This window comes from Pseudoalteromonas sp. XMcav11-Q, from assembly GCF_040104525.1.
Taxonomy (GTDB): Bacteria; Pseudomonadota; Gammaproteobacteria; order Enterobacterales; family Alteromonadaceae; genus Pseudoalteromonas.
Genome location: NZ_JBECOX010000001.1, coordinates 25,213 through 49,644, shown reverse-complemented (window position 1 = coordinate 49,644; position 24,432 = coordinate 25,213). Strand labels below are relative to the sequence as shown.

The 24,432-nt window shown below is 44.8% G+C and carries 19 protein-coding genes; 5 read left to right on the top strand and 14 right to left on the bottom strand.

The features are described 5' to 3' along the window. Positions 1-32 precede the first annotated feature (32 nt). From ABMY45_RS00215 to ABMY45_RS00205, 3 genes are all read right to left on the bottom strand, one after another. On the bottom strand, positions 33-926 hold the full coding sequence (locus ABMY45_RS00215) for an ABC transporter ATP-binding protein (protein ID WP_174168756.1): 894 nt from the start codon (positions 924-926) through the stop codon (positions 33-35). Next, positions 923-1,729, bottom strand: a complete 807-nt coding sequence (locus ABMY45_RS00210; RefSeq protein ID WP_227387074.1) for an ABC transporter permease subunit — start codon at positions 1,727-1,729, stop codon at positions 923-925. Before ABMY45_RS00210 ends, ABMY45_RS00215 begins: the two co-directional genes overlap by 4 nt. A 175-nt stretch (positions 1,730-1,904) precedes the next feature. After that, positions 1,905-3,725, bottom strand: coding sequence for a M2 family metallopeptidase (locus ABMY45_RS00205; RefSeq protein ID WP_227387075.1), 1,821 nt, complete (start codon positions 3,723-3,725; stop codon positions 1,905-1,907). A 362-nt stretch (positions 3,726-4,087) separates the two neighbouring features. Between ABMY45_RS00205 and ABMY45_RS00200 the strand changes: the two genes are divergently transcribed. Then, the gene (locus ABMY45_RS00200) at positions 4,088-6,358 is read left to right on the top strand and encodes an acyl-CoA dehydrogenase (RefSeq protein WP_206472049.1); all 2,271 of its coding nucleotides are present in this window, start codon (positions 4,088-4,090) and stop codon (positions 6,356-6,358) included. Between the two features lie 75 nt (positions 6,359-6,433). Here ABMY45_RS00200 and ABMY45_RS00195 read toward each other — a convergent pair whose 3' ends face one another. Continuing rightward, positions 6,434-6,883, bottom strand: a complete 450-nt coding sequence (locus ABMY45_RS00195; protein ID WP_010378604.1) for a hypothetical protein — start codon at positions 6,881-6,883, stop codon at positions 6,434-6,436. A 116-nt stretch (positions 6,884-6,999) separates the two neighbouring features. On the opposite strand from ABMY45_RS00195, the gene ABMY45_RS00190 reads away from it, so the two are divergent. Further along, on the top strand, positions 7,000-7,986 hold the full coding sequence (locus ABMY45_RS00190) for a hypothetical protein (protein ID WP_095727524.1): 987 nt from the start codon (positions 7,000-7,002) through the stop codon (positions 7,984-7,986). A gap of 62 nt (positions 7,987-8,048) precedes the next feature. On the opposite strand, the gene astB is transcribed toward ABMY45_RS00190, so the two are convergent. Then, on the bottom strand, positions 8,049-9,389 hold the full coding sequence (astB, locus tag ABMY45_RS00185; protein ID WP_039497635.1) for an N-succinylarginine dihydrolase: 1,341 nt from the start codon (positions 9,387-9,389) through the stop codon (positions 8,049-8,051). 332 nt (positions 9,390-9,721) lie between these two features. Here astB and ABMY45_RS00180 point away from each other — a divergent pair, with 332 nt between their 5' ends. Both ABMY45_RS00180 and ABMY45_RS00175 read left to right on the top strand, forming a co-directional pair. Further along, entirely contained in the window at positions 9,722-11,617 is a 1,896-nt protein-coding gene (locus ABMY45_RS00180; protein WP_039497644.1) for a DUF294 nucleotidyltransferase-like domain-containing protein, read from the top strand. 9 nt (positions 11,618-11,626) lie between these two features. Next, a complete protein-coding gene (locus tag ABMY45_RS00175) occupies positions 11,627-12,328 on the top strand; it encodes a 3'-5' exonuclease (protein ID WP_266067922.1) in 702 nt (233 codons plus the stop codon). A gap of 61 nt (positions 12,329-12,389) precedes the next feature. On the opposite strand, the gene ABMY45_RS00170 is transcribed toward ABMY45_RS00175, so the two are convergent. The 9 genes from ABMY45_RS00170 to ABMY45_RS00130 form a co-directional block, all read right to left on the bottom strand. Further along, complete coding sequence (locus ABMY45_RS00170; RefSeq protein WP_010604943.1) at positions 12,390-13,964, bottom strand: BCCT family transporter; 1,575 nt, start codon at positions 13,962-13,964, stop codon at positions 12,390-12,392. A 697-nt stretch (positions 13,965-14,661) separates the two neighbouring features. Then, the gene (locus ABMY45_RS00165; RefSeq protein ID WP_010604942.1) at positions 14,662-15,327 is read right to left on the bottom strand and encodes a CoA transferase subunit B; all 666 of its coding nucleotides are present in this window, start codon (positions 15,325-15,327) and stop codon (positions 14,662-14,664) included. 9 nt (positions 15,328-15,336) lie between these two features. Then, positions 15,337-16,035: a CoA transferase subunit A gene (locus tag ABMY45_RS00160; protein ID WP_227387080.1), complete on the bottom strand. Its 699-nt coding sequence runs from the start codon at positions 16,033-16,035 to the stop codon at positions 15,337-15,339. A gap of 27 nt (positions 16,036-16,062) precedes the next feature. After that, positions 16,063-16,971 carry a hydroxymethylglutaryl-CoA lyase gene (locus ABMY45_RS00155; protein ID WP_174168762.1) on the bottom strand — a complete coding sequence of 303 codons (909 nt, stop codon included), beginning with the start codon at positions 16,969-16,971 and terminating at the stop codon, positions 16,063-16,065. Then, the gene (locus tag ABMY45_RS00150) at positions 16,971-18,914 is read right to left on the bottom strand and encodes an acetyl/propionyl/methylcrotonyl-CoA carboxylase subunit alpha (RefSeq protein ID WP_349288262.1); all 1,944 of its coding nucleotides are present in this window, start codon (positions 18,912-18,914) and stop codon (positions 16,971-16,973) included. The genes ABMY45_RS00155 and ABMY45_RS00150 overlap by 1 nt, the downstream gene beginning before the upstream one ends. 8 nt (positions 18,915-18,922) lie before the next feature. Continuing rightward, on the bottom strand, positions 18,923-19,705 hold the full coding sequence (locus ABMY45_RS00145; RefSeq protein ID WP_010604939.1) for an enoyl-CoA hydratase-related protein: 783 nt from the start codon (positions 19,703-19,705) through the stop codon (positions 18,923-18,925). A 9-nt stretch (positions 19,706-19,714) separates the two neighbouring features. Further along, complete coding sequence (locus ABMY45_RS00140) at positions 19,715-21,322, bottom strand: carboxyl transferase domain-containing protein (RefSeq protein ID WP_211866203.1); 1,608 nt, start codon at positions 21,320-21,322, stop codon at positions 19,715-19,717. Positions 21,323-21,331: 9 nt separating this feature from the next. Beyond that, positions 21,332-22,507 carry an isovaleryl-CoA dehydrogenase gene (locus ABMY45_RS00135; protein ID WP_010378622.1) on the bottom strand — a complete coding sequence of 392 codons (1,176 nt, stop codon included), beginning with the start codon at positions 22,505-22,507 and terminating at the stop codon, positions 21,332-21,334. Positions 22,508-22,531: 24 nt separating this feature from the next. Beyond that, positions 22,532-22,924: a MerR family DNA-binding transcriptional regulator gene (locus tag ABMY45_RS00130; RefSeq protein ID WP_010378624.1), complete on the bottom strand. Its 393-nt coding sequence runs from the start codon at positions 22,922-22,924 to the stop codon at positions 22,532-22,534. A gap of 314 nt (positions 22,925-23,238) precedes the next feature. Between ABMY45_RS00130 and ABMY45_RS00125 the strand changes: the two genes are divergently transcribed. Beyond that, positions 23,239-24,417 (top strand): acetyl-CoA C-acyltransferase, encoded by a 1,179-nt coding sequence (locus ABMY45_RS00125; protein ID WP_010378626.1) that lies wholly within the window; start codon positions 23,239-23,241, stop codon positions 24,415-24,417. Positions 24,418-24,432 lie beyond the last annotated feature (15 nt).

The following is a 24,432-nucleotide window of genomic DNA, read 5'->3' as shown; positions in this document are numbered from 1 at the left end:
AGGCTTTTTTAATTTACTAAACTAACCGTGCGCTAGCCGAACAGTTCATCTTCTAGTGTTTTACCGTTAACTAACGACTTGTAACGCCAACCCTGTTCACGGCAAAGTCGGAGTACGTCAATATCAACCTGTTGGCCGCTACGGTACTCAATAAGCAGGGCGCCACTGGCATTTACTGTCACCTCTTCAACGCCTTGTAAGGTTTTCAAAAGCGCCATGTGACTACTGGTGCCAGACTCTTTAAGTTTTACAGTCAGCGTGGTAAGCTCCGCTTCTTGGATGCGGTCAACTGCGGTTAATTTACCATGCTGTAAATGTAATACTTGATCGCACAAATCATCGAGTTCCACTAAATCGTGTGAACTCAAAATAAAGGTCGTTTCAGATTGAAGCCTTTTTACTAGGTTTCTGATCTCACGAGCATTTACGGGATCTAATCCAGCCGTGGCTTCGTCAAGCAGTACAATTTCAGGCTTTGAAAGTAGCGTTTGGGCGATACAGATACGTTTTCGCATGCCATGAGATAACTCATGAGGTTTGGCGTGATAACAGTCTTTGAGGTCGACAAGCGCAAGCACTCTGTGCGTTTCACTCTCGGCCGCTTTCGCATCTAAACCTTGAAGTTGTCCGTATAAACGTAGCTGATTACTGACAGAAAACCTTGGATCAAGCTGAGCATCCTGTGGAAGTGCGGCAAGGCGACCAAAAAGTGCAGCGCTGCCAGGTTTGTGACCTAAAATCTGAACATTGCCAGCATCTGCATTTAGATATCCGCAAAGTGTGCTAAAAAGGGTGGTTTTACCCGCACCATTTGGGCCGACAAGCGCAATGGGGGAACCTGCGTTTAGGGTAAAAGATACGTTATCTAGTGCGCGCTTTCGTCCATACTCTTTCACTAAATTATTAACTTCAATAATGCTACTCATAGCGTGCGCCTTCTTAATAGTTCACAACTAATTGCAATTAACACGAGGCTATGCAGCACCGGTGTGGCAAAGCGAGTGAGGTTGATATTTTGTGCGATGGTTTCTGTGCCTTGGAATCCAGGAAAAAGATAAAACAGATACTCCGCGTAAGCGCTGTACTCAAGTGCAAAAGCGACCAAAGTGGCGAGCGTTAAGTAGGTTAAAATTGCGTAAATCATACTCATTTTGCTTGAGTTAGCAAAGTGATTAGCAACAGACATCAGGGCAATAAATGGCGCAGTAATAAGCGTTAGCTCTAAAACAATTAATGTAGCCCGACTTAGCCCTGTGAGCCACAAGCTTGGGTCGCGCACCACCATTAATATCCAAGCACCTACAGCAGAAATCGCTATGAGCAGCAACGTATTGAATACCTGCCCAACAAAGCGGCCAACAACAATTTCCGCGCGAGATGTGCGCAGGGTTAGAAATCTCAGTGTGCCGCGGGTTCTATCTTCTACAGTTTGATCTGCGCTTGAAAAGATCACAAAAAGAGGAAATAGAAAGATTGACCAAACTAAGTATAGTGCAAGTTCCACTTCAGGCCATTGGGCAATACGGTGCATACCAACGACGCCAGAAAAACTCTGGATCATATTTTTGAAGTTGGGGTCGCTGACAATGGATACCGCTTCTGCAATGGCGTAGCGCAAAATGGCGTACCAAACCAAAACAAATGCGGCGATGGCTATCCATCCGCGTTTCGTTGCAAACAAGCGTTGCAATTCAAAGATGGCAATTAGGCCAATTCTTTTTATATTCATAAGGATCCTTGCAAGTGACAACACAGACTTTCACTACTAGAGCGGTAGGCTGACTTTGATTTGAGCGTATATGATTGGCGCTAAAAAAGGAAGTTACTGAACTGTAACAAAATTAAACCAATAAAAAACGGGCACGATTGAGTGTGCCCGTTTCTGAGTTTAAATTTGCTAGCAATTACCAGCCGCAATTACGGCCTTTATTTTGCTCATCTAGGTATTTTTGCAATGGTGCAAAGTAGTCAAGTACTGCTGTTGCATCCATTTCATCTTTACCTGTTAGCGTTTTCAGTGCTTGTTGCCAAGGTTTGCTGCTGCCCATTTCAAGCATGGCATTTAAACGCTCACCAGCTGCTTTCGAGTTGTAAACAGAACAGCGGTGAATGGCTTCTTTGCTGCCAGCAATTTCACAAAGTGATTTGTGGAACTGGAACTGCAAAATATGCGCTAAGAAGTAACGAGTGTAAGGTACATTACCTGGTACGTGGTATTTTGCACCTGGGTCAAAGTCATTTTCAGTACGTGAAATTGGTGCTTTAACACCTTGATATTTCTCTCTTAATTCCCACCACGCTTGGTTGTACTCTGCTGGAGAAATCTCACCAGAGAATACTTTCCAGCGCCATTGGTCGACAAGTAGACCGAATGGAATAAATGCAACTTTATCGAGTGCCATCTTCATCAATAGACCGATATCTTTTGACTCATCCGGTACGTTATCCAACAAACCAATTTGCTTTAAGTAGCCAGGTGTTACAGATAACGCGATGGTGTCGCCGATAGCTTCATGGAAGCCATCATTGGCGCTTTCTTGGTAATATACAGGCTGCTGATTGTAAGCGCGTTGATAGAAGTTATGGCCTAGTTCATGGTGGATAACTGAGAACTCTTCACCTGTACGTTGGATACACATTTTGATGCGTAGGTCGTCTTTGGCATCTAAGTTCCAAGCAGATGCATGACATTGTACGTCGCGATCTTTTGGTTTAATAAATAAAGAACGTTCGTAGAAAGTGTCAGGTAATGGGGCAAAACCCATTGAGGTGAAGAACTTTTCTGCACCTTTTACCATTTTGATTTCGTCGTAATTGTGTTTAGCCAGTAGCGCCGTTACATCATAACCCGGATCTGCGTTTTCTGGCGCGACTAAGTCATAGATATTGCCCCAGCTTTGTGCCCACATATTGCCAAGCAAGTGCGCAGGAATAGGCTGGTCTTGAGGCACTTTATCTTCGCCGTATTTCTCGCCAAGCTTGGCTCTTACATGACAGTGCAGCGAATCATATAGCGGCTTTACTTGGTTCCAAGTACGGTCAAGTTCTTTTGCAAAGTCGTCCGCTGGCATGTCGTACTTACTGCGCCACATGGCGCCTGTGTCTGCGTAGCCAAGCTCATTAGCACCTTCATTGGTAAGTACCACTTGCTTTTCATAGAGTGGACGCATCGGCTTTGACACTTCTCGCCAACCTTGCCAGATGTCTAAAAGCTCTTCATAGTCGCGACTATTCGCCATCTTAGCCGTCATGTCGCCAAGGCTTAGGCAAGTGCCATCATCTTTACAGTATTTGCCCTTGCCGTACATACCATCAAGCTCTGCAGTGAGCTTTGCAAGTTCCGCTGTTTTGTCAGCATCTTTTGGTGCAGGTAATGTCAGGTTTAGCTTCAATTTGTCAAGCTTGCGGCGAGTATCTTCGTTTAACGTCAAGCCATCAAATTGTGCAGCTTGGTTAGCAAGCTCCACGAGCGCAGCGGTGTATTCCTCATTAACGTCCGCAGCAAATGAAGCGGTATCGTGAGTAATAAAGTTAGCGTAAATCCAAGCTGAGCGGCTAGAGCGGAAGTTAAGGTCAACCAACTGTTCTGACGCCTTATCTAAAAATGCTACTGCATCGGCTTCTGATAACGCTTTATTTGTAGTTTCAGTGGATTTGCAGGCAGAGAGTGCAAAAGTACTGGCAACAATGAGTGCGCCAACACTTAACTTAAATCTTGGTTTCATAGGGTTCACTTGTTGTTTTAATTAATACACGAGCCGACTTAACGCTAGACGGCATTTTAGTATCTATAGCCAGCTACACTAATTGGGTTAATTGCTAAAAATCAGCGAGTAAATTAATCGAATTAGTATTAGTCGTATGAACAACTAATCGTAGTGAGCGCGGCTTTTTCTCGCAGCAAAGCATCATTTTTTGCTGTGGTGGCAAGAATAATAGCAGGACGACTTTAAAACGACAATTTTGCGATGGACAAACAAAGAGATACGAGCGCAGATAAAAGTTGAGTTAGTGTGATTATTAACCATAATTAAGACAGTCAATTGTATCAAAAGGCCGTATTTGGAGCCTGCAAAAAGGAGTGCATATGACTTTTGTTTTATTGGTGATTTTGGCCATAGTGGTGGTATTTTGTGTCCGTGATATCAGGGTTAAGTTGATCACTAAACCGCTCTTTAATTATTTCAAAACGTCATTACCTGAACTCTCCCAAACCGAGCGAGAAGCGATGGAAGCGGGGAGTATCTGGTGGGATGGTGCGTTGTTTTCGGGTAAGCCGAATTGGCGAAAGTGGTTAAGTAATGATAAACCAAAGCTAAGCGATGAAGAACAGGCATTTATAGATAGCGAATTACACACGCTGCTAAAAATGCTTGATGAAGAAAAAATATCTGAGGCTCAAGACCTGCCTGAAGAAGTTTGGCAATTTTTAAAAGAAAAGGGCTTTTTTGCTTTTATTATTCCAAAGGCTTTTGGTGGTCGGGAATTTAGTGCTCAGGCAAACTCCACCATCGTTGCAAAAATAGCCAGCCGTAGTTTATCTACTGCAGTGACCGTGATGGTGCCAAATAGTTTAGGCCCTGCGGAGCTACTGCTTCATTACGGAACCAATGAACAGCAGAATACTTGGCTGCCAAAGCTTGCCTCGGGTGAGGCGCTACCTTGTTTTGCATTGACCTCTCCAGAGGCGGGATCGGATGCGGGTAGCATTCAAGACTTTGCGATTGTGTGTGAGCGTGAATTTGAGGGAGAAAAACAAATTGGACTTGCGGTAACTTGGCAAAAACGATACATCACGCTGGCGCCCGTCGCTGATGTATTAGGACTTGCGTTTAAGGTTTACGACCCGGATCAATTGCTTTCAATTAAAGTAGAGCTTGGGATCACTTGTGCACTTATTCCTACGGCACATGAAGGCGTAAAAACTGGAGATCGACATAATCCGCTGGGGCAAGCTTTTATGAATGGTACAACCAGTGGTGAAGATGTTTTTATTCCAATGGCTTGGGTGATAGGCGAACAGGCAGGTATCGGCAAAGGGTGGCGCATGCTGGTGTCGTGTTTAAGTGCTGGGCGGGGGATATCTTTGCCTGCACTGAGCGCGGGAACCGCTCAATTAAGTGCCAGAACGACTTCGGCTTACGCCGGTGTCCGTCGTCAATTTGGTGTACCTATCTCTGCCTTTGAAGGAGTGCAAAGCGCGTTAGCCAGAATTTACGGCTATAGCTATCTTATTGAAGCGGTGAGACAAACCACTGCGTTGGCAATTGATTTAAAGCAAAGCCCTTCGGTAGTCACTGCGATTGCCAAGTATCACCTCACAGAACATGCAAGGGTGGCATTAAATGATGCGATGGATATTCATGGTGGTAAAGCCATTCAAATGGGGGAAATGAATTATCTTGCCCACAATTATATGGGGATGCCGATTTCTATTACCGTTGAAGGCGCCAATATTTTAACGCGAAGCTTGATGATTTTTGGTCAAGGTGCAACGCGTTGTCATCCTTTCATACTCAAAGAAATGAGTATCGTACAGCAAGAAGATCAATTAATCGCATTGAAAGAGTTTGATGAAGTGCTTTGCAAACACTTGCAGCATACCTCTGTGAATGGGCTTAAGGCGTTTTTTAATGGCTTCACACTTGCACGTTTCGAACGTGCGCCGGTGAGTGGTGATGTGGCGGCGTATTACCGACGGCTAACATGGTTGAGCCAAGCGCTTTCTGTGTATAGTGATATCGCTATGTTAAAGCTAGGCGGTTCACTAAAACGTAGAGAAATGCTCTCTGCAAAATTAGGAGATGTCCTGAGCTTTCTTTATATCGCCTCGTGCGTATTAAAAAAATACGAAGATGATGGCCGTCAGCAAGGGGACTTACCGCTGGTAAAGTTTGCCTTAGATCACTGTCTTAACGAAGCAAGTAAGGCTATTTATGCATTTTGCGATAACTTTACCGCAGCACCTCTGGCATTTTTGTTAAAACGTTTGGCGTTTCCTGTTGGTAAGTGGCTCAAAGCGCCAAGCGACAAATTGGCGGTTCAGGTATGTAGCAATGTTTCTGATCACAACTCGACCCGAGAACGTATCTCGCACCTGTGCGCCGTGGTAAAACACTCTGCGGTAGATACGGTTGAGCATGCTTATTTACTGGAAAAGGCGCATGCTCCACTAATGGCAAAATATCGTAAGTGGTGTAAACAAAATAGCGTGAAACTGGTGGGTAAGACATTGAATGAAAAACTCAGTATCGCAATGGACGACAAGGTGATTGATGATAAGAGTTCTGAAACCATCTTTTGTATTGAAACGCTGGTTGCAAAAGCGATTGCTGTTGATGCAAAAGCGCCCAACTAGTTTGTTGTGACTGAGGATTTTGGCTAATTTGTTAAAAAAGCCCCGACAACGGGGCTTTCCTTTCTTATTCTTGAGTTAACGTGCAAAGGGGTCGGCTAGTACCTTGTCTACGTACCATTTGCCTTTTTTGCGCACCATACTGACACTACGCATGTCGTCTACTTGCTCACCGTGGAGCTGACCTGTAAAAATTAAATTAATTTTTGCGCTGTCGCCATACTGTTCGCGCAGACTTTGATTGGTCATATCAACTTCTATGGTGACTTCATCGTATTGCATATTCACTAAATTTCTGGCGAATTGCGACGCAGTACCGTAAGAGCGCATGATACGCGCGTGACGGGGAGTGGCGATTTTCATTGCAGCGTCTAGATCTTTTTTATTATAGAGTGCGTCAAAATACATTGTTGCGGCATATCCAGGAGTGTCCTTGTCACCACTGACATTATCCTCTGAGCCGCACGCTGAGAGTAAAATCATTGCGGCTAAGACAACGAAAGTTTGCTTAATAAGTGACTTTGTCATGCTAAAATACATCATATGCAGTCTAAAATTATTCACAATAAGTTAAGTTTGTCTGCTAACGGCCGATATGTAAAGCCAGTAAATGAAATAAATGTATTATGTGCTAAGGGTTTAAGATGTCTCGTTTAATATCACTAGCTTGGTTCGCTTTATTTTTAGTAGGGTGTGGATCGCAACCTGAAATTAGTAAAGGGGTAACAAGCCAGTTGACGCAAAATGGCATAATACTTGGACACTTTTCTAAAGATGGAAAGTGGAGCGTAACATTAGACAGTAATGCTGAAATCCATATTTATGATAATGCCAATCAGTCTGTCATATTCTCAGTACCCAAAGACAAAATAAAAACACCAGTCAAAGAAGTCTTATTGTCAGATGATAAGGAAATGCTCATCGTGGCAGGTGAAAACCTTATCTCAATTTGGTCTGTCCCAAAGCAAAAGTTGATAACGAACGTACCTTTTGCTGGGGTGAGTCCACTTGCTTCAATCTCTGCTTTAGCGCTTTCCCATAACAACCAGCGTTTGCTTGTTGCGATGGATGATGGCTCACTCAATATGGCGGATCTATTCACGAAGTTAAACAATCGTTTTATGCCACATACTCGGCCGATAGAGCATTTGGCGTTTGATAATAGTGGCGACTATTTTGTTACAGGCGCGCAAGATGGGTTGGTTGCCCTTTGGCAATTTGCCTCACCAGAACCTTTATATGAGCATCAATTTAGTCATCGTGTTACCAGTTTAACAGTGAGTCATGATGGCAAGCATTTATTCGTCTCAGATGGGTTGAATGCGCAACATGTACTAGACTTTGAGTCTGGAAAACAGCTCAGTGAGCTAAAGTATATGGCCCGTTTTAAGATGTTTAGAAAGGCTAAATTTATTTCTGACTCAGGCTTACTCGCGACATCATCGTCAAAGTCTCACCTCTCCATCTGGCGCTATGAGAGCGGGGAAGAATTAGGTACTTGGTCTATTCATACTGAGAATGAGGGGGCAACGGTAGTCGATATGTATGTCCCAAACCCAGACACCTTAGTAACGCTAAATAGCGACGGTATGCTTGAGACGTGGGCGGTTAACGTACTTGCTAAAAAGTAAGGGAGTGAAATCACTCCCTTTAAATCTCAGATTAATTGCAGTTTGACAAGCAAAACTTGAAATTAGGCGCGTTGGAAGTCATAAACGCTACCAAGATTAAGTAGTTGGGTGAGTTCATCTAGTGCAGCATAGGACTCTTGCAGTAGGCTCGGATCAGCTAAATCCTGCTCTGTGACTTTATCGCGATAATGTTTATTGACCCACGCGCTTAGTTGAATAAATTTGTCTTCACTCATCATCACTTCTGGATTTACCGCTTTTAGCTCAGCTTCATTGAGTGCTACACGTAATCGCAAACATGCAGGTCCACCACCATTTTGCATACTTTGGCGTAAGTCAAAAAAGCGTACTTGCGAAATCGGATTTTTTGCACCGAGCATATATTCGATATACGCGGCAACGTTATCATTCTTCGCACATTCCTCCGGTGCAACCAGCATCATCTCGCCTGATGGCAAGGTGATCAATTGTGAGTTAAATAGGTAGCTTTTTACTGCGTCTTCAACACTCACTGCATGTGTCGGAACTTCTACAATATGTAAAGGCTTTTCGCCGATATACGCTTGTCTAATTTTGGTTAGACTGGAGGTTTGATCAATGAAGGCTTGATCATGGCAAAACAGCACATTCTCATTGCCCACCGCAATGACGTCATTATGGAACACGCCTTGATCAATCACATTTGGATTTTGCTGGATAAAAATTGCTTGCTTATCATCTAATTGATGTAGCCTTGCAATCGCTTGACTTGCTTCTAATGTTTGCCGAGCAGGATATTTAGTAGGACCCTTTATATCGCTGTTAAAGCCACTTGAACCGTACACAAATAATTGTAGACCTTTACTGCCATGGCTATCGGCGAGGCGAGTGTGGTTTGCAGCACCTTCATCGCCAAAAAAAGGCTGCTCAGGCAAATGCTGGTGATGTGCAAAATATTGCGCATTAGCGAACATAGCACGAAGTAAATTCGTGGTGGTTTCTGGCTCTATTGAACGGTGAAATTTGCAGTTTAAATTGGCACTTGTGAAATGTACTTTGCCATCGCTGGAATCAATAGAAGGCGATACAGTCGCCGCATTTGCCGTCCACATTGCAGAGGCAGAGTAACAAGCTCGAAGCAATATAGGGTCGTGTTTATATGCTTTTTCAAGTACTTGTGCATCAGTTCCCGAAAAGCCAACGCGACGCAGTGGGGCTAAACTCGGGCGTGCGTGAGGTGCGAATATTCCTTGTTTTAGGCCGATATCATGCATTGCTTTCATCTTTTCAAGACCTTGCAATGCCGCTTCTTTTGGATTAGAGACGCTGGTAGCGTTAGAAAGTGACGCGACATTACCATAAGATAATCCGGCATAATTATGTGTTGGCCCTACTAAGCCGTCGAAATTGACTTCATAAGTCATGAGTGCGGTTCCTGTTGCGAATAGTTATAGATAACTAGTATGAGGCGGTTTCACTGGTTTTTAAAGTGACTTAGGTCAAATTAGGCGTTTGTACTTATTTAGCTTTAGCACGCAGTCATTGCAAAACAAATTAATAGGGAATTGGAATTAACCTATTACAACGCAATTCCCCACGTTTACTAAATTCGACTGCATCCTAGCGAGTCTCCTGATCACAATGGTGAACAGTGGAAAAAACAATTGCTGCAGCCTTAGTTAAACCAGCTTTCATTGCAAATTTATCCCTCGTTGCCCACAATAGGGTTAAATTCCTTTTTATATCAAGGCAAACCATGGAAGTTGAACATCAGGAAATTGCCAATTTTTTAGTAGCTTACCCGCCGTTTTCGGATTTGCCTCAAGAGGCACTACATAAACTCGCAAGCCAAGTCGAAGTAGGTTATTACCGAGCGGGCAGCGGCATTTTGGAATATGGAGAGCAGATCACCTACCTGTATGTGATCCGATCTGGTGCTGTCGAGCTCTATCGGCGCTCAGGTGAGCTATACAATCGTATTTCCACAGGTGGGATCTTTGGCCAGCGTGGTTTATTGATGAATCGTAAAGTTCGTTTTGGCGCTCAAAGCCTTGAAGATACGCTGGTGTACTGTATTCCTGTAGGCATTTTTGATGAGTATTGCGACGTTTATGAAGCGTTTGCTGATTATTTTGAAGCAGACGATAATGCGAGACTAAAAATCACGGTTTCTGAGCAAGCCGACAGCAACGATTTGACCACGGCCAAAGTGCGTAAACTATTGCTACGCGATGTGGTGTACGTTGAACGCAACGCCACGGTACAGCAGGCAGCTCAAGTGATGGCAAAAGAGCATGTGTCATCACTACTTATCTATGACCCCGAGAAACCAGTTGTCGAAGATCCAGATGAAGATGATGGTCAGGTGGTTGGCCTTATCAGTGACAGAGATCTTCGTACAAAAGTAGTCGCTGAGGGGCTGAATTATCAAACTCCGGTCTCTGAGATTATGTCGACTGACCTTATTATTGTTGACTCCAATGCCTATGTCTTCGAAGCCATGATGCTGATGCTAAGAGACAATGTGCATCATTTGCCCGTTGTTCATAAGCGTAAACCGATAGGAGTGGTCGCGCTATCCGATATTTTGCGCTATGAGTCTCAAAGCAGTCTGTTGTTTGTTAGAGGGCTAATGGACCAACAAAGTGTTGAAGACTTGAGTAGTTACGCCAAGCAGCTTCCTGCAATTTTTACTCGGATGGTGAATGAAGACGCCAACTCACACATGATTGGTTCTGCGATGTCGATTATAGGCAAAACGTTTAAACACAAGTTACTCGAACTCGCGGAAGCAAAATTAGGTCCGCCACCAATCCCATACTGCTTTATTGCCCTTGGTTCAATGGCTCGGGACGAACAATTAATTGTGACCGATCAGGATAATGCACTGATCTTGGATGACAGTTATCAACCCGCTGAGCATGGCGCTTACTTCGAAAAGTTGGCGAAGTTTGTGTGTGATGGTCTAGCCAATTGCGGCTATAAATATTGCGATGGTGGGATCATGGCAAGCAACCCAGCTTGGCGTCTAACTTACAGTCAATGGTTAGCACAATTTGAAGACTGGATAGAAAACCCCAGTCCTGAGGCTTTACTTAATAGTTCGATTTTCTTTGATCTGGAAGGCGTATGGGGTGAAACAAAATGGGCTGAGAAACTCACTGCTTTTATCAGTAAAAAGGCCAAAAGCACCCCTAAATTTTTGGCTGCGATGGCACATAATGCGCTAAGAAGAACACCGCCTTTGGGCTTTTTTAACGGTTTTGTCCTTGAGCAAGACGGTGAGCACAGGCGTTCGATGAACATTAAACGCCGTGGCACAGCACCGCTTTCAGACTTGGTTCGAGTGCATGCCCTTGGTGTTGGTTCTAAAAAACAAAACTCCTTCGAGCGATTAGAAGATATTGATGAGGCAAATATACTGCCAAAGGGTAAGGTGCTAGATTTGCAAGCTGCGCTTGAATATATTGCCATCATGCGTATTCGCCATCAAGCATGGCAAATTGAGCAGGGCGAAAAGCCTGATAACAGCTTGCCGCCTGAAACACTCTCTGATTTTGAACAGCGTAATCTTAAAGAAGCTTTTGGCGTGTTAGACAAAGCACAGAGCTTTTTAAAGTTTCGCTATCAAAACAAATCCATGATGAAGTAGCGGTGTAATATGCAAGGCGAGATTATGTCATGGCCAAATCGCTTTCAGCATTTGGTAGAAACGTCGAAAGACCCGAGAATTCAAGCATTTTACCAGCAAGGCGTGGTAGATCCTTACCAGCAATTGAGTCAGTGTGAGTTTGTTGCCCTTGATTTTGAAACTACAGGACTCGACCCAAACACCGATGATATTGTGAGCGTTGGCGTCGTACCATTTGACTTACGACGGATCCGCTTGGCTCAAGCGAAGCATTGGTTAGTGAAGCCAACCAGTCCGCTGGCTGAGGAGTCTGTGGTACTGCACCGGATCACACACTCACAAGTTGAAAGCGCGCCAGATCTGCAAGATATTCTTGAGGAAGTGTTTGCTTCGCTGCATGGTAAAGTCATAGTGGTGCACTATCAGTTTGTCGAAAAGTCATTTTTCGATTCTGCGCTAAAAGCGAGATTGGGTGAGGGTATTGAGTTTCCAGTGATTGATACGATGGAAATTGAAAAGTCAGCGATAAACAACGCCAGAAACTGGCTTGATAAGCTCAAATGTAAACCTATACCTTCGGTACGCTTAGCTGACTGTAGAAAGCGCTATGGGCTTCCCTATTATCAGCCACATCATGCCTTGTCCGATGCGTTAGCAACGGCGGAGTTATTTCAAGCTCAAGCTCAATATTGTTTAGACCCATCAGACATGGTGAAACGCTGGTGGAGCTAATCCCAAATAACAAAAAGGCGGAGCATACAGCAAGCTCCGCCTGTAATGAGATTAACGACCGTTAGCTTTTAGGCTCAGTTCTAAGCCCGAGGATCAAGCTTACACACATCAATAGTAGTACAAAAGTAAACGGTAAACCTGTTGAAATAGCACCAGCTTGCAGTGCTTCAATTGCCTCTTTACCGCCGATCCACAATAGCGCTGCAGCAATTGCACCCTCAATACTCGCCCAGAATATACGTTGTGGTACTGGGGCATCTATTTTACCACCAGCGGTAATACTATCGATAACCAAAGAACCAGAATCCGACGAGGTGATGAAGAAAACCAGTACAAGTACAATCGCCGTGAACGAGAGTAAATCGCTCATCGGTAGGTTTTCAAACATTTGGAACATCGCCAGTGGCACTTCAGTCAAGCCATCAGTACCTAGAGCGCCAATGCCATTTTTTACCTGATCGATAGCAAGGCCACCATAGATTGACATCCAGATCACGGTTACCAATGTCGGGATTAATAAAACTGCGGTAATAAACTCGCGTATGGTACGCCCCTCAGAAACGCGTGCGATAAACATACCGACAAACGGTGACCAAGAAATCCACCATGCCCAGTAAAATACGGTCCAACCTTGGAACCATGCTTCATCTTCACGACCATGCGGGTTACTCAGTGGAATGATGTTTTCAACATAGGCCATTAAAGTCGTCGGAATATTACCCATGGCAATCGCAAAACCTGCAATACCAACGAATACTAATAACACAAATGCAATTAACATATTAACGTTACTAAGTATCTTTACACCGCCATCAATACCGCGAACAACCGAAATAATCGCAAGGGCAGTAACGCCCACAATCACGGCAATTTCTAGACCGAGACCTGCTTCTATGCCAAATACATGTTGGATCCCAGCACCAGCTTGCTGTGCGCCCAGACCGAGTGATGTCGCAAGGCCAAACAAGGTAGCAAGAACGGCGAGAATATCGATGATATGGCCCGGCCAACCCCAAGCTCTGTCTCCTAAAATAGGATAAAAGATTGAGCGGATCGACAGTGGTAAGCCTTTATTGTAGGCAAAGAATGCTAAAGAAAGCGCGACAACGGCGTAAATAGCCCAAGGATGTAAACCCCAATGGTACATGGTCGCGCCCATTGCAAGTTCAGCCGCTTCAGGTGTGTTTGCAGCAACATTTAATGGTGTTTTGTACCAGCCAGTGTAATAGGCGACAGGCTCCGCTACACCCCAAAACATCAGACCAATACCCATACCTGCTGCAAATAGCATCGCCAGCCATGACGCCCGAGTATAGCTTGGTTTGGCGTTTTCACCACCTAAACGAATTTTACCGTAAGGCGATAAAACGAGCACCAAACAAAATAGCACAAAGAAATTACCAGACCACATAAATAGGGCATCAAAGTTACCTATGATATCCCACTTTATGCCGTCTAAAGTGGTTTTAGCTGTGTTTGCATCAACTAATAATACGGCGACTAAAAACGCCAGTATTAATCCAGCACTTACACCAAATACAGGGTTATGTACGTCAAATCCCCACTTTTGAACATTGTCTTGTCCAACTGTGTAGTCTGTATTATCGATGCTGTACTTATCGTGGTGATTGCCCATGATATCCTCTTGTTGTTCTCATCGTGATACGACACCAAGCTGATATACTGAATTAATCGCTAGACAATGGGTGATAACAATTCGACATAAACTAACTATGCAACAAAGCAAAATGTAATCTGGCTATTAATGCTAATCATTAGCGGCTTAGAATGACTTTATCAGTCGTAAAATATGCTAGCCATAAGCCACAAAAACTACTTAGTCTAGTTTAGATTATTTAGCGTATTCATTCGATTTATGCATTTCAATCACATCAGCCGAATGACTATCTAAATATATGATGGGTTTATGTTAGTTACAGCGACAGTATACTGCCTCAATACTTGTAATTAAGATAAACCAACCGAACCGTTATGCTACTAAGCTATGGTATCAATATATTGTGTCAACTTGATATTCAGTCGATGCTTCAAAGCAGCAACTTTTTAGTTTTAAGTTGTACTGGCAGGTGAATATTCAATGCCAACCAAAACTATCTCTACTAGTTTAGGGGGTGAGATTGAAAAGTAAATGGCTACTGAATTTTTTATTTAAAAATCATCACATTCATCAACTAGACATGAAGAGTGATGTAGACTAAGGAGTTTTTCTTTGATGGCATGTGAAAAAAAACCCCTCTTGCGAGGGGTTTTGGGTAACTCAGCGCCTTTGGCACTGGGAATGAGGTCGGTACATTTGTAAGTTAGGGTGTGTCTTACGACGCCTCAAACTGCATTTCAGGGATCTCACCGTCGACGATAAGCTTGCCTGCAGTTTTGCTGATTATTTCATCAACACTAACACCCGGTGCGCGTTCTAGCAAATGGAATGCGCCGTCTTTTACTTCTAACACAGCTAAATCTGTTACGATTTTCTTAACACAATTTACGCCAGTTAGCGGCAATGTGCATGATTCAAGCAATTTAGAATCGCCGTGTTTGCTAGCATGGGTCATGGTCACTATGATGTTGCGTGCACCAGCAACTAAGTCCATTGCACCACCCATGCCTTTGATTAATTTTTTCGGGATCATCCAAGACGCGATATTGCCTTGTTGATCAACTTCAAATGCACCTAGTACCGTCAAGTCTACATGACCACCACGGATCATGGCAAAGCTTTCCGCACTATTAAAAATTGCTGCACCTGTCGCTGCTGTCACGGTTTCTTTACCCGCGTTGATCATATCGGCATCAACTTGGTCTTCAGTTGGGTAGGGACCCATACCCAACAAGCCATTTTCCGATTGCAGCATCACTTCAATGCCTTGTGGTACGTAGTTTGCCACTAAGGTTGGAATACCTATGCCTAAGTTAACGTAATAACCGTCTTCAAGCTCTTGCGCCACGCGCATCGCAATTTGTTCACGATTTAAACCCATGATTGCCTCCTATTTGCGCGTAGTGACACGTTCAATACGTTTTTCAAAGTCACCTTTGATCACGCGATTGACATAAATACCTGGGGTGTGGATTTGACTCGGCTCAAGCTCACCCGGCTCTACAATTTCTTCAACTTCCGCTACGGTGATTTTTCCGGCTGTCGCTGCCATTGGGTTAAAGTTCATTGCTGTGTGGCGGAACACCAAGTTGCCATAGCGATCTGCTTTCCAAGCCTTAACAATAGCAAACTCACCGGTAATTGATTCTTCCAAAATATATGGTCGGCCATCAAATTCTTTTACTTCTTTACCTTCAGCAACGGGAGTACCGTATCCTGTTGCCGTGTAAAAAGCTGGGATCCCAGCGCCACCAGCGCGCATCTTCTCTGCAAGCGTACCTTGTGGTGTTAATTCAACGTCAATAATGCCATCGAGAAGTTGTTGTTCAAACAGCGCATTTTCGCCAACATAAGAGGCGATGATCTTCTTAATTTGACGATCTTTAAGCAAAATACCTAAACCAAAGTCGTCGACCCCACAGTTGTTTGAAACCACGGTAAGTTCTTTTGTTTGCAGGCGCTTAATTTCTGCAATTAAGCCTTCTGGAATACCACACAAACCAAAGCCACCTGCGATGATGGTATCGCCGTCTTTAAGACCCGCCATCGCTTCGCTGAAGCTTGATACGACTTTATCGAAACCGGCCATAAGCCCACTCCTAATAATGTTATTGTTTTAAGATTGACAAGTTTGTTTGAGTGCTAAAGACACTTTACTGCTTGGTGTCTTGCCTAGCGCATCACAAATTGTCCATCCTGCTTTTGCTAGCCTTTCTAAATCAATTCCACACTCAATGCCAAGTCCTTGCAGCAAGTAAACTACATCCTCAGTGGCAACATTTCCTGACGCGCCTTTGGCGTAAGGGCAACCACCGAGACCTGCAACGGCGCTATCAACAGTTGCGATCCCCATTTGCAGGGCTGTGTGAATATTCGTTAATGCTTGTCCGTAGGTATCATGGAAATGCACCGCAAGCTTGTCAGCAGGGATATGTTGCAGTAACAAGGTGAGCAGCTGCTGGACTTTTTTAGGCGTACCAACACCTATGGTGTCGCCTAAGCTGATTTCATAACAACCAAGTGACAACAATTGTTTACATACCGCTAAAACTTGCTCTGGTTGTACTTCACCTTGATATGGGCAACCAACCACGCAGCTAACATAACCTCTTACTTTTATGTTGTTTTTTTGTGCAAGTTCAACAACGGGACGAAAGCGTTCAATACTTTGTTCAATCGTGCAGTTGATGTTTTTTTGCGTAAATGCCTCACTGGCGGCAGTAAAAATGGCAAATTCGTCGACCTGATTTTCTAGTGCAAGCTCTGCGCCTTTAAGGTTTGGCGTTAGGGCGCTTATTTCAACACCTTCACTACGCTCAAAGCCTTGGATCACCGCAGCAGAATCGGCCATTTGTGGCACCCATTTGGGCGACACAAACGCGCCTGCTTCTATGTGCTTGAGACCAGCGTCTTTTAACGCGTTAACCAGCGAGATTTTAGCTTCTGTGGCAACACTTACCTCATTTTGTAAGCCGTCACGTGCGCCAACTTCTACAATTTTGACGTTAGCCGGATACTGAGACATTAGTCTTGCTCCTCAACAATCGCCAGCATATCACCATGACTAACCAGTTCGCCTTCTGCAAAGCAGTATGAAGTGAGCGTGCCATCAAATGGTGCATTGAGCGTATATTCCATCTTCATGGCTTCGATTATCACCACGGCATCGCCTTTATTAACTTGGGTACCGACGGCTAACAAATGCTTAACCACGGTGCCGTTCAATGGCGCTGCCAGCGGTGCAGCTTCGTGCTCATGATCGCTAATGTAATGCTTTGACTTGAGTTCAACGGTATGTTGATACGGGCCATACATAATAGTGATCGCGGTTTCGGTCACAATGGCACTGGCGTGTAACCTTGCACCATCAATCACCACTGTTAACTGGTGTCCATTTAATTCACATTCAATTTGGTGGATTTGCTCGTTAAACGAAACCTTCCAACCACCTTGAGATTGATAGGCACAGGCGACATGATCTGCAAATGGTAAATCCACTTTCGCGGTTTGGTTAAGCCTAAAGCCTAAGTTTCCCCACACCGTGTTTTTACATGGTTGTTGGTGGCTAAGATAGGCCGCACTTGCTAATAACACCATTTTATCCAGCGGCGTATTCGATTGAGTTAATACCTCAGTTTGCGTGTCGATAAAGTGGGTATCAGGTGCACCAGCTGTGAAAGTAGGGTGGCCTGCTAAGTGATGCAAAAATGCAATATTGGATTTTAAACCACACAGATGTACTTGCTCTAAACTCGATTTTAATTTGAGTAATGCTTGTTCACGATTTTTGCCATGAACAATAAGCTTGGCGATCATAGGGTCGTAAAATGGACTGATCTCATCGCCTTGCTGCACGCCAGTGTCAATTCTTACGCCATCTTTGGCTTCAGGAAAGCTAAGGTGTGAAAGTACACCAGAAAACGGCATAAAGTTTTCTTCAGGGTCTTCTGCGTAAATGCGCGCTTCAAAGCTATGACCAGATAACGAAACCTGCTCCTGAGTCAGCGGTAGCTGTTCACCCGCAGCAACCATCAGTTGCCACTCGACTAAATCAAGATCAGTTACCATTTCTGTCACTGGGTGCTCTACTTGCAGGCGAGTATTCATTTCCATAAAGAAGAACTCATCGCCACATAATAAGAACTCTACTGTACCTGCGCCGCGATAGTTAATCGCTTGCGCACAGCGTACTGCCGCTTCACCCATAGCTTTGCGCATAGCATCACTCAAACCTGGCGCGGGCGCTTCTTCAATCACTTTTTGGTGACGACGCTGTAGTGAACAGTCTCTATCACCGAGGTAAACACAGTTACCGTGACTATCGGCAAAAATTTGTACTTCAACGTGACGAGGCTTATCAACAAAACGCTCAAGCAGTACTAAGTCATTGCCAAAACTCGCTGCAGCTTCACGTTTAGCACCATGTAGTGCCGACAAAAACTCGCTGCTTTCTCGTACCACGCGCATCCCTTTACCACCACCGCCGTAAGCGGCTTTGATAAGTACCGGAAAGCCGATTTTTTCAGCTTCTGCCTGTAAGAAATCATCTTCTTGCTTGTCGCCATAATACCCAGGGACCAAAGGTACATTAGCGTCATGCATGATTTCCTTGGCACGAGTCTTAGAACCCATCGCTTCAATAGAACTTGCCAGCGGACCGATAAACGCAATGTTTGCCGCTTCGCACGCTTTTGCGAATACTTCATTTTCAGACAAAAAACCATAACCTGGGTGGATGCAATCGACGCCCGCCGCTTTGGCGACTTCAAGAATTCGGTCTGCGACCAAATAAGACTCTTTACTTGGTGCCGGACCGATATGATAGGCTTCGTCAGCTGTTTTCACATGCATCGCATTGGCATCTGCATCAGAATAAACTGCCACTGTGGTTAGGCCCAATTTCTTTGCGGTGCGCATCACGCGGCAGGCAATTTCACCACGGTTCGCGACTAGAATTTTAGTTAGCATGTAGACTCCTATTCGCTTGCGGCGGTTTGCCAGCGTGGTGCTCGTTTATCGAAAAAGGCGCTAAGCCCTTCTTGGCCTTCGTCACTAACTCTAATTTCAGCGATACGCTTTGCAGTATGGGCGATCAACGCTTCATTTATTTCTTTACCAGCAACTTCGCTGATCAGTGCTTTGGCACTTTTCACAGCAGCAGGGCCATTGTTAAGCAAGGTCTCGAGAAAATCCGCTTCGCTTTTTGCTAAATCATCGCTCAATTCGTGAATTAAACCCATTTCTAGCGCCTTTTCACCATCGAATACTTCGGCTGTTAAAAAATAGCGTCGCGCTTGGCGTTCCCCAATGGCTTTAATGACATAAGGACTAATTACTGCCGGAATAAGACCAAGCTTGACTTCGCTTAAACAGAATTTAGAGTTGTGCTCTGCAATGGCGATATCGCAACAGGCGATTAATCCGAGTGCACCGCCAAAAGCTGCACCTTGCACCAAACACAGCGTTGGGTGAGGGCAAGTGGCCAGCACTTGCATTAATTTAGCAAGTTCTAAAGAATCAGCGACGTTTTCGTCATAGTCGTTGTCTGCCATGGATTTCATCCACGCCAGATCAGCCCCCGCTGAAAAGTGTTTACCTTCGGTTTTTAATACCAGCGCTCTGACATCGAGGCCGCTGGCATATTCGATATTCTTAATGAGTTCGGCAATCACCTCCGCATTGAAGGCATTATGTTTTTCTGGGCGACTTAGCTCTAAAATCGCCACTTTGCTTTTTGTTATATTTAAAGTGACAGGCATAAGTGCTCCTTACATTCTGAAGACGCCAAATTTAGACTCTTTTTGCGGCGCATTGCTCGCAGCCTCTAAGGCAAGACCAAGTACTGTGCGCGTATCCGCAGGGTCGATAACGCCATCGTCCCAAAGCCTTGCGCTGGCATAGTATGGGTGTCCTTGCTTTTCGTACTGCTCGATAATTGGCTTTTTAAATTCGCTCACTTCGGCATCGCTCATGCTAAGGCCTTTACGCGCTAAACCATCTTGTTTAACCTGCGTTAATACGCCCGCAGCTTGTTCACCACCCATTACGGAGATCCGTGCGTTTGGCCACATCCACATCATGGTTGGCTCGTACGCTCTACCACACATGCCATAGTTACCAGCACCATATGAGCCGCCAATCAATACTGTAAACTTGGGCACATCAGCACAGGAAACGGCTGTTACCATTTTGGCACCGTGCTTAGCGATACCTTCCGCTTCGTATTTTTGGCCAACCATAAATCCAGTAATGTTCTGCAAAAACAGCAGCGGAATATTGCGCTGTGCACAGAGCTGAATAAAGTGTGCGCCTTTTTGCGCGGATTCAGAAAAGAGAATACCGTTGTTTGCTACGATCCCTACAGGGTGACCATAAATCTCAGCAAAACCAGTCACGAGTGTTTCGCCGAAGTAGCGTTTAAATTCATCAAACAGAGAATCGTCCACGATACGGGCAATGACTTCGCGTACATCAAACGGTTTTTTCAGATCCGTACCAACAATGCCATACACCTCACTGATGTCATAACGTGGTGGTTTGGCATCTTGCAGGAACGGGCGAGTAGGGCGCTGATGGTTAAGGCGTGACACGCACTGTCTTGCGATAGAAAGCGCATGCTCGTCATTTTCTGCATAGTGATCGGCTACACCTGAGACTTTACAGTGAACATCTGCGCCGCCTAAGTCTTCTGCACTCACTTCTTCACCCGTGGCCGCTTTAACAAGTGGTGGCCCTGCCAAGAAAATGGTGCCTTGTTCTTTGACTATAATACTTTCATCGGCCATCGCTGGTACATATGCGCCGCCAGCGGTACATAACCCCATGACCACTGCGATTTGTGGGATCCCCTTTGCAGACATACGGGCTTGATTGTAGAAAATCCGACCAAAATGCAATTTATCTGGGAATACTTCATCTTGTTCTGGCAAGTTCGCACCGCCAGAATCCACTAAATAAATACAAGGAAGATGGCAGCGCTCAGCGATTTCTTGCGCTCGTAGGTGTTTTTTTACAGTAATAGGGAAATAGGTTCCCCCTTTTACCGTCGCATCATTTGCCACAATCATGCATTCAACGCCTTTGACGCGTCCGATCCCGGCGACCACACCAGCACAAGGAATATCTTGCTCGTAAACGCCAAACGCGGCGAATTGGCCAATTTCTAAAAACGGCGAGCCCTCGTCAAGCAAGGTTTCAATTCGGTCACGTACAAATAATTTACCGCGACTTTGGTGACGGGCAATAAGCGCTTCACCACCACCTTGGCTCAATGTGGCGACTTTCTCTTTAAGATCAGCAACCAGCGATGCCATCGCATCGCTGTTTGCCTTAAACTGGGGATCATGCGGATTAACCGCAGAATTTAGTACCGTCATGTAGCACTCCTAGCGACTTTCGTTGAATAGCTCACGTCCGATAAGCATACGGCGGATCTCAGACGTACCAGCGCCAATTTCATACAGCTTGGCATCGCGAAGTAGTCGACCTGTAGGATATTCATTGATATAACCGTTTCCGCCTAGTAGCTGAATGGCATCAAGTGCAAGTTTGGTTGCAAGTTCTGCGGCATATAAAATCGCACCAGCAGCATCTTTACGAGTGGTTTCGCCACGGTCACAGGCTTTTGCCACGGTATAAACGTATGAGCGTGCTGCGTTCATTTGCGTGTACATGTCAGCAACTTTGCCCTGCACCAGCTGGAATTCACCGATGGATTGGTTAAATTGTTTACGCTCGTGAATATAAGGTACTACCACATCCATACAAGCCTGCATAATACCAAGCGGACCGCCTGCTAACACCACACGCTCGTAGTCAAGGCCACTCATGAGTACCTTAACGCCTTCGTTGTATTCGCCAAGGATGTTTTCTGCAGGTACTTCGCAGTTTTCGAATACCAGCTCACAGGTGTTTGAACCACGCATTCCAAGTTTGTCTAACTTTTGTGCCGTTGAAAAACCAGGGAAGCTTTTTTCGACGATAAAGGCGGTGATCCCGCGAGGGCCTGCATTGGTGTCCGTTTTTGCGTAAATCACAAAAACGTCGGCATCTGGACCATTGGTGATCCACATTTTATTACCGTTAAGGATGAACTTGTCACCTTGCTTTTCAGCACGCAGTTTCATTGACACGACGTCAGAGCCAGCATTGGGCTCACTCATTGCTAGTGCACCGATGTGTTCACCGCTGATAAGTTTTGGTAGATATTTTTCTTTTTGGGCTTGGTTACCGTTACGGTTAATTTGGTTTACACATAGGTTTGAGTGTGCGCCGTAGCTTAAGCCAATTGATGCACTCGCACGGCTTATCTCTTCCATTGCGATAACGTGTTCAAGATAACCCATGTTTGAGCCGCCAAATTCTTCAGCGACGGTGATCCCAAGTAGGCCCATTTCGCCAAACTTTGGCCACATTTCGTTTGGAAATGCATTTTCTTGATCTGTTTTTTCAGCCAGTGGGGCAATTTCACTGGTCGCAAAGCTATTCACATGATCACGGATCATGTCTGCTGTTTCGCCTAGTCCAAAGTTTAATTCTTTATATAAAGATACTGTGCTCATCGGTCTTCATCCTGTTGTGAGAGTTTATTTTTCGAGCTCGTGTAGGGTGTCGCGACAACGGCGCTCAGCCGTCACCAGTTCCATTAAGACAACTTTAATGTCGTCCATCTGTTGGCTTAAGTCGGCTTTTTTCTCTTCAATGAGTTGCAACATGGTTTTAAGTTGCTTTTCGCTCGATTTGTCGGCGTCGTAAAGCTCAAATAGTCGGCCAGTTTCAGCAAGTGTAAAACCAAGGCGTTTGCCGCGAAGGATCAGTTTTAATCGAACTTTGTCACGTTTTGAGTAAATACGCGTTTGTCCTTGGCGCCTAGGAGAAAGGAGTCCTTGGTCTTCGTAAAAACGAATACTGCGAGTAGTAATATCAAATTCTTTAGCTAACTCGCTGATTGAATAGGTAGGTTCATTAATTTCTTGCATTTTTATTTACACTTACAACGTCACTGATTAGACCAATATAAGTGAAGTTTACGTAAAGGTAAAGTAAGAATAGCAGATCCTTCTTTAGTCTTATAAAAGGAATAATCTGTCCGTTCGAATTGTCATCAAATCTTCATTACAGCTAGAGAAAATAAGCCTTGGAAACAAATTTGTGCAAGTTAGCTTTACACTTTCACTGATCTCGTTTGGCTTGATTTTAGATTTACGTTGGCGTAAACGTAAATATTATGTATGCTCGAATACAGAGTTAATTTTTAACAAGCCAAGATTGGCTTGTAAACAGGAGTTTTGCAATGAGTAACGAAGCTGTTGTCATCGTCGCTGCTAAGCGTACACCAATGGGTGGCTTTATGGGAAGCCTATCTGACGCAACCGCGACAGACTTAGGTGCGACTGCAATTAAAGCAGTAATGAATGAAACAGGCCTTAGTGACGCGAGTATAGACGAAGTTATCATGGGTTGCGTACTACCCGCAGGCCTAGGTCAAGCGCCAGCGCGTCAAGCGATGCTACATGCGGGGCTTGCACGCTCGACGGGAGCAACCACTATTAACAAGGTGTGCGGCTCGGGTCTAAAAGCGGCGATGTTCGCGCATGATCTCATCCGCTCAGGTAGCATTAATTCTGCTATCGCTGGTGGCATGGAAAGCATGACTAACTCACCTTACTTTATTCCAAAAGCCCGTGGCGGAATGCGCATGGGTCATGGCGAAATCAAAGACCATATGATGGCTGATGGCTTAGAAGATGCTTATGACAATAAAGCGATGGGTTGTTTCGCACAAGCTACTGCTGATGAATATGGCATTACCCGTGAGCACATGGATGAATTTGCACTTGGCTCACTAAGTAAAGCAAACGCCGCAATCGAAAATGGCAGCTTTGGCAATGAAATTGCCCCTCATGTAATGAGTACGCGTAAGGGGGATGTTGAGGTTAATACTGACGAGCAACCTGGTAACGCGCGTCCAGACAAAATTCCATCACTTCGCCCAGCATTTAAAAAAGACGGCACTATCACTGCTGCTAACTCTTCGTCTATTTCTGATGGTGCAGCAGCGCTGATTTTAATGAGTGAATCAGAAGCGAAAAAGCACGGTTTGACACCACTTTGTAAGATTGTTGCCCATGCAACTCACTCACAAGCGCCTGCTGAATTTACCGTGGCACCAGTCGGTGCGATGAATAAGCTGCTTGAAAAAGCGGGTTGGTCGACAGCAGACGTTGACCTTTGGGAAATCAACGAAGCGTTTGCCATGGTGACTATGTTAGCTATCAACGAAATGCAGTTAGATAGCAACAAAGTCAACGTCAACGGTGGTGCTTGTGCACTAGGTCACCCAATCGGTGCAAGCGGTGCACGCATCTTAGTTACACTTATCCATGCACTAAAAAACCGCGGCTTATCAAAAGGCGTAGCGTCACTATGTATCGGTGGTGGTGAAGCTGTAGCGCTCGCGGTAGAAGTGTAAGTTACTGCAATTTAT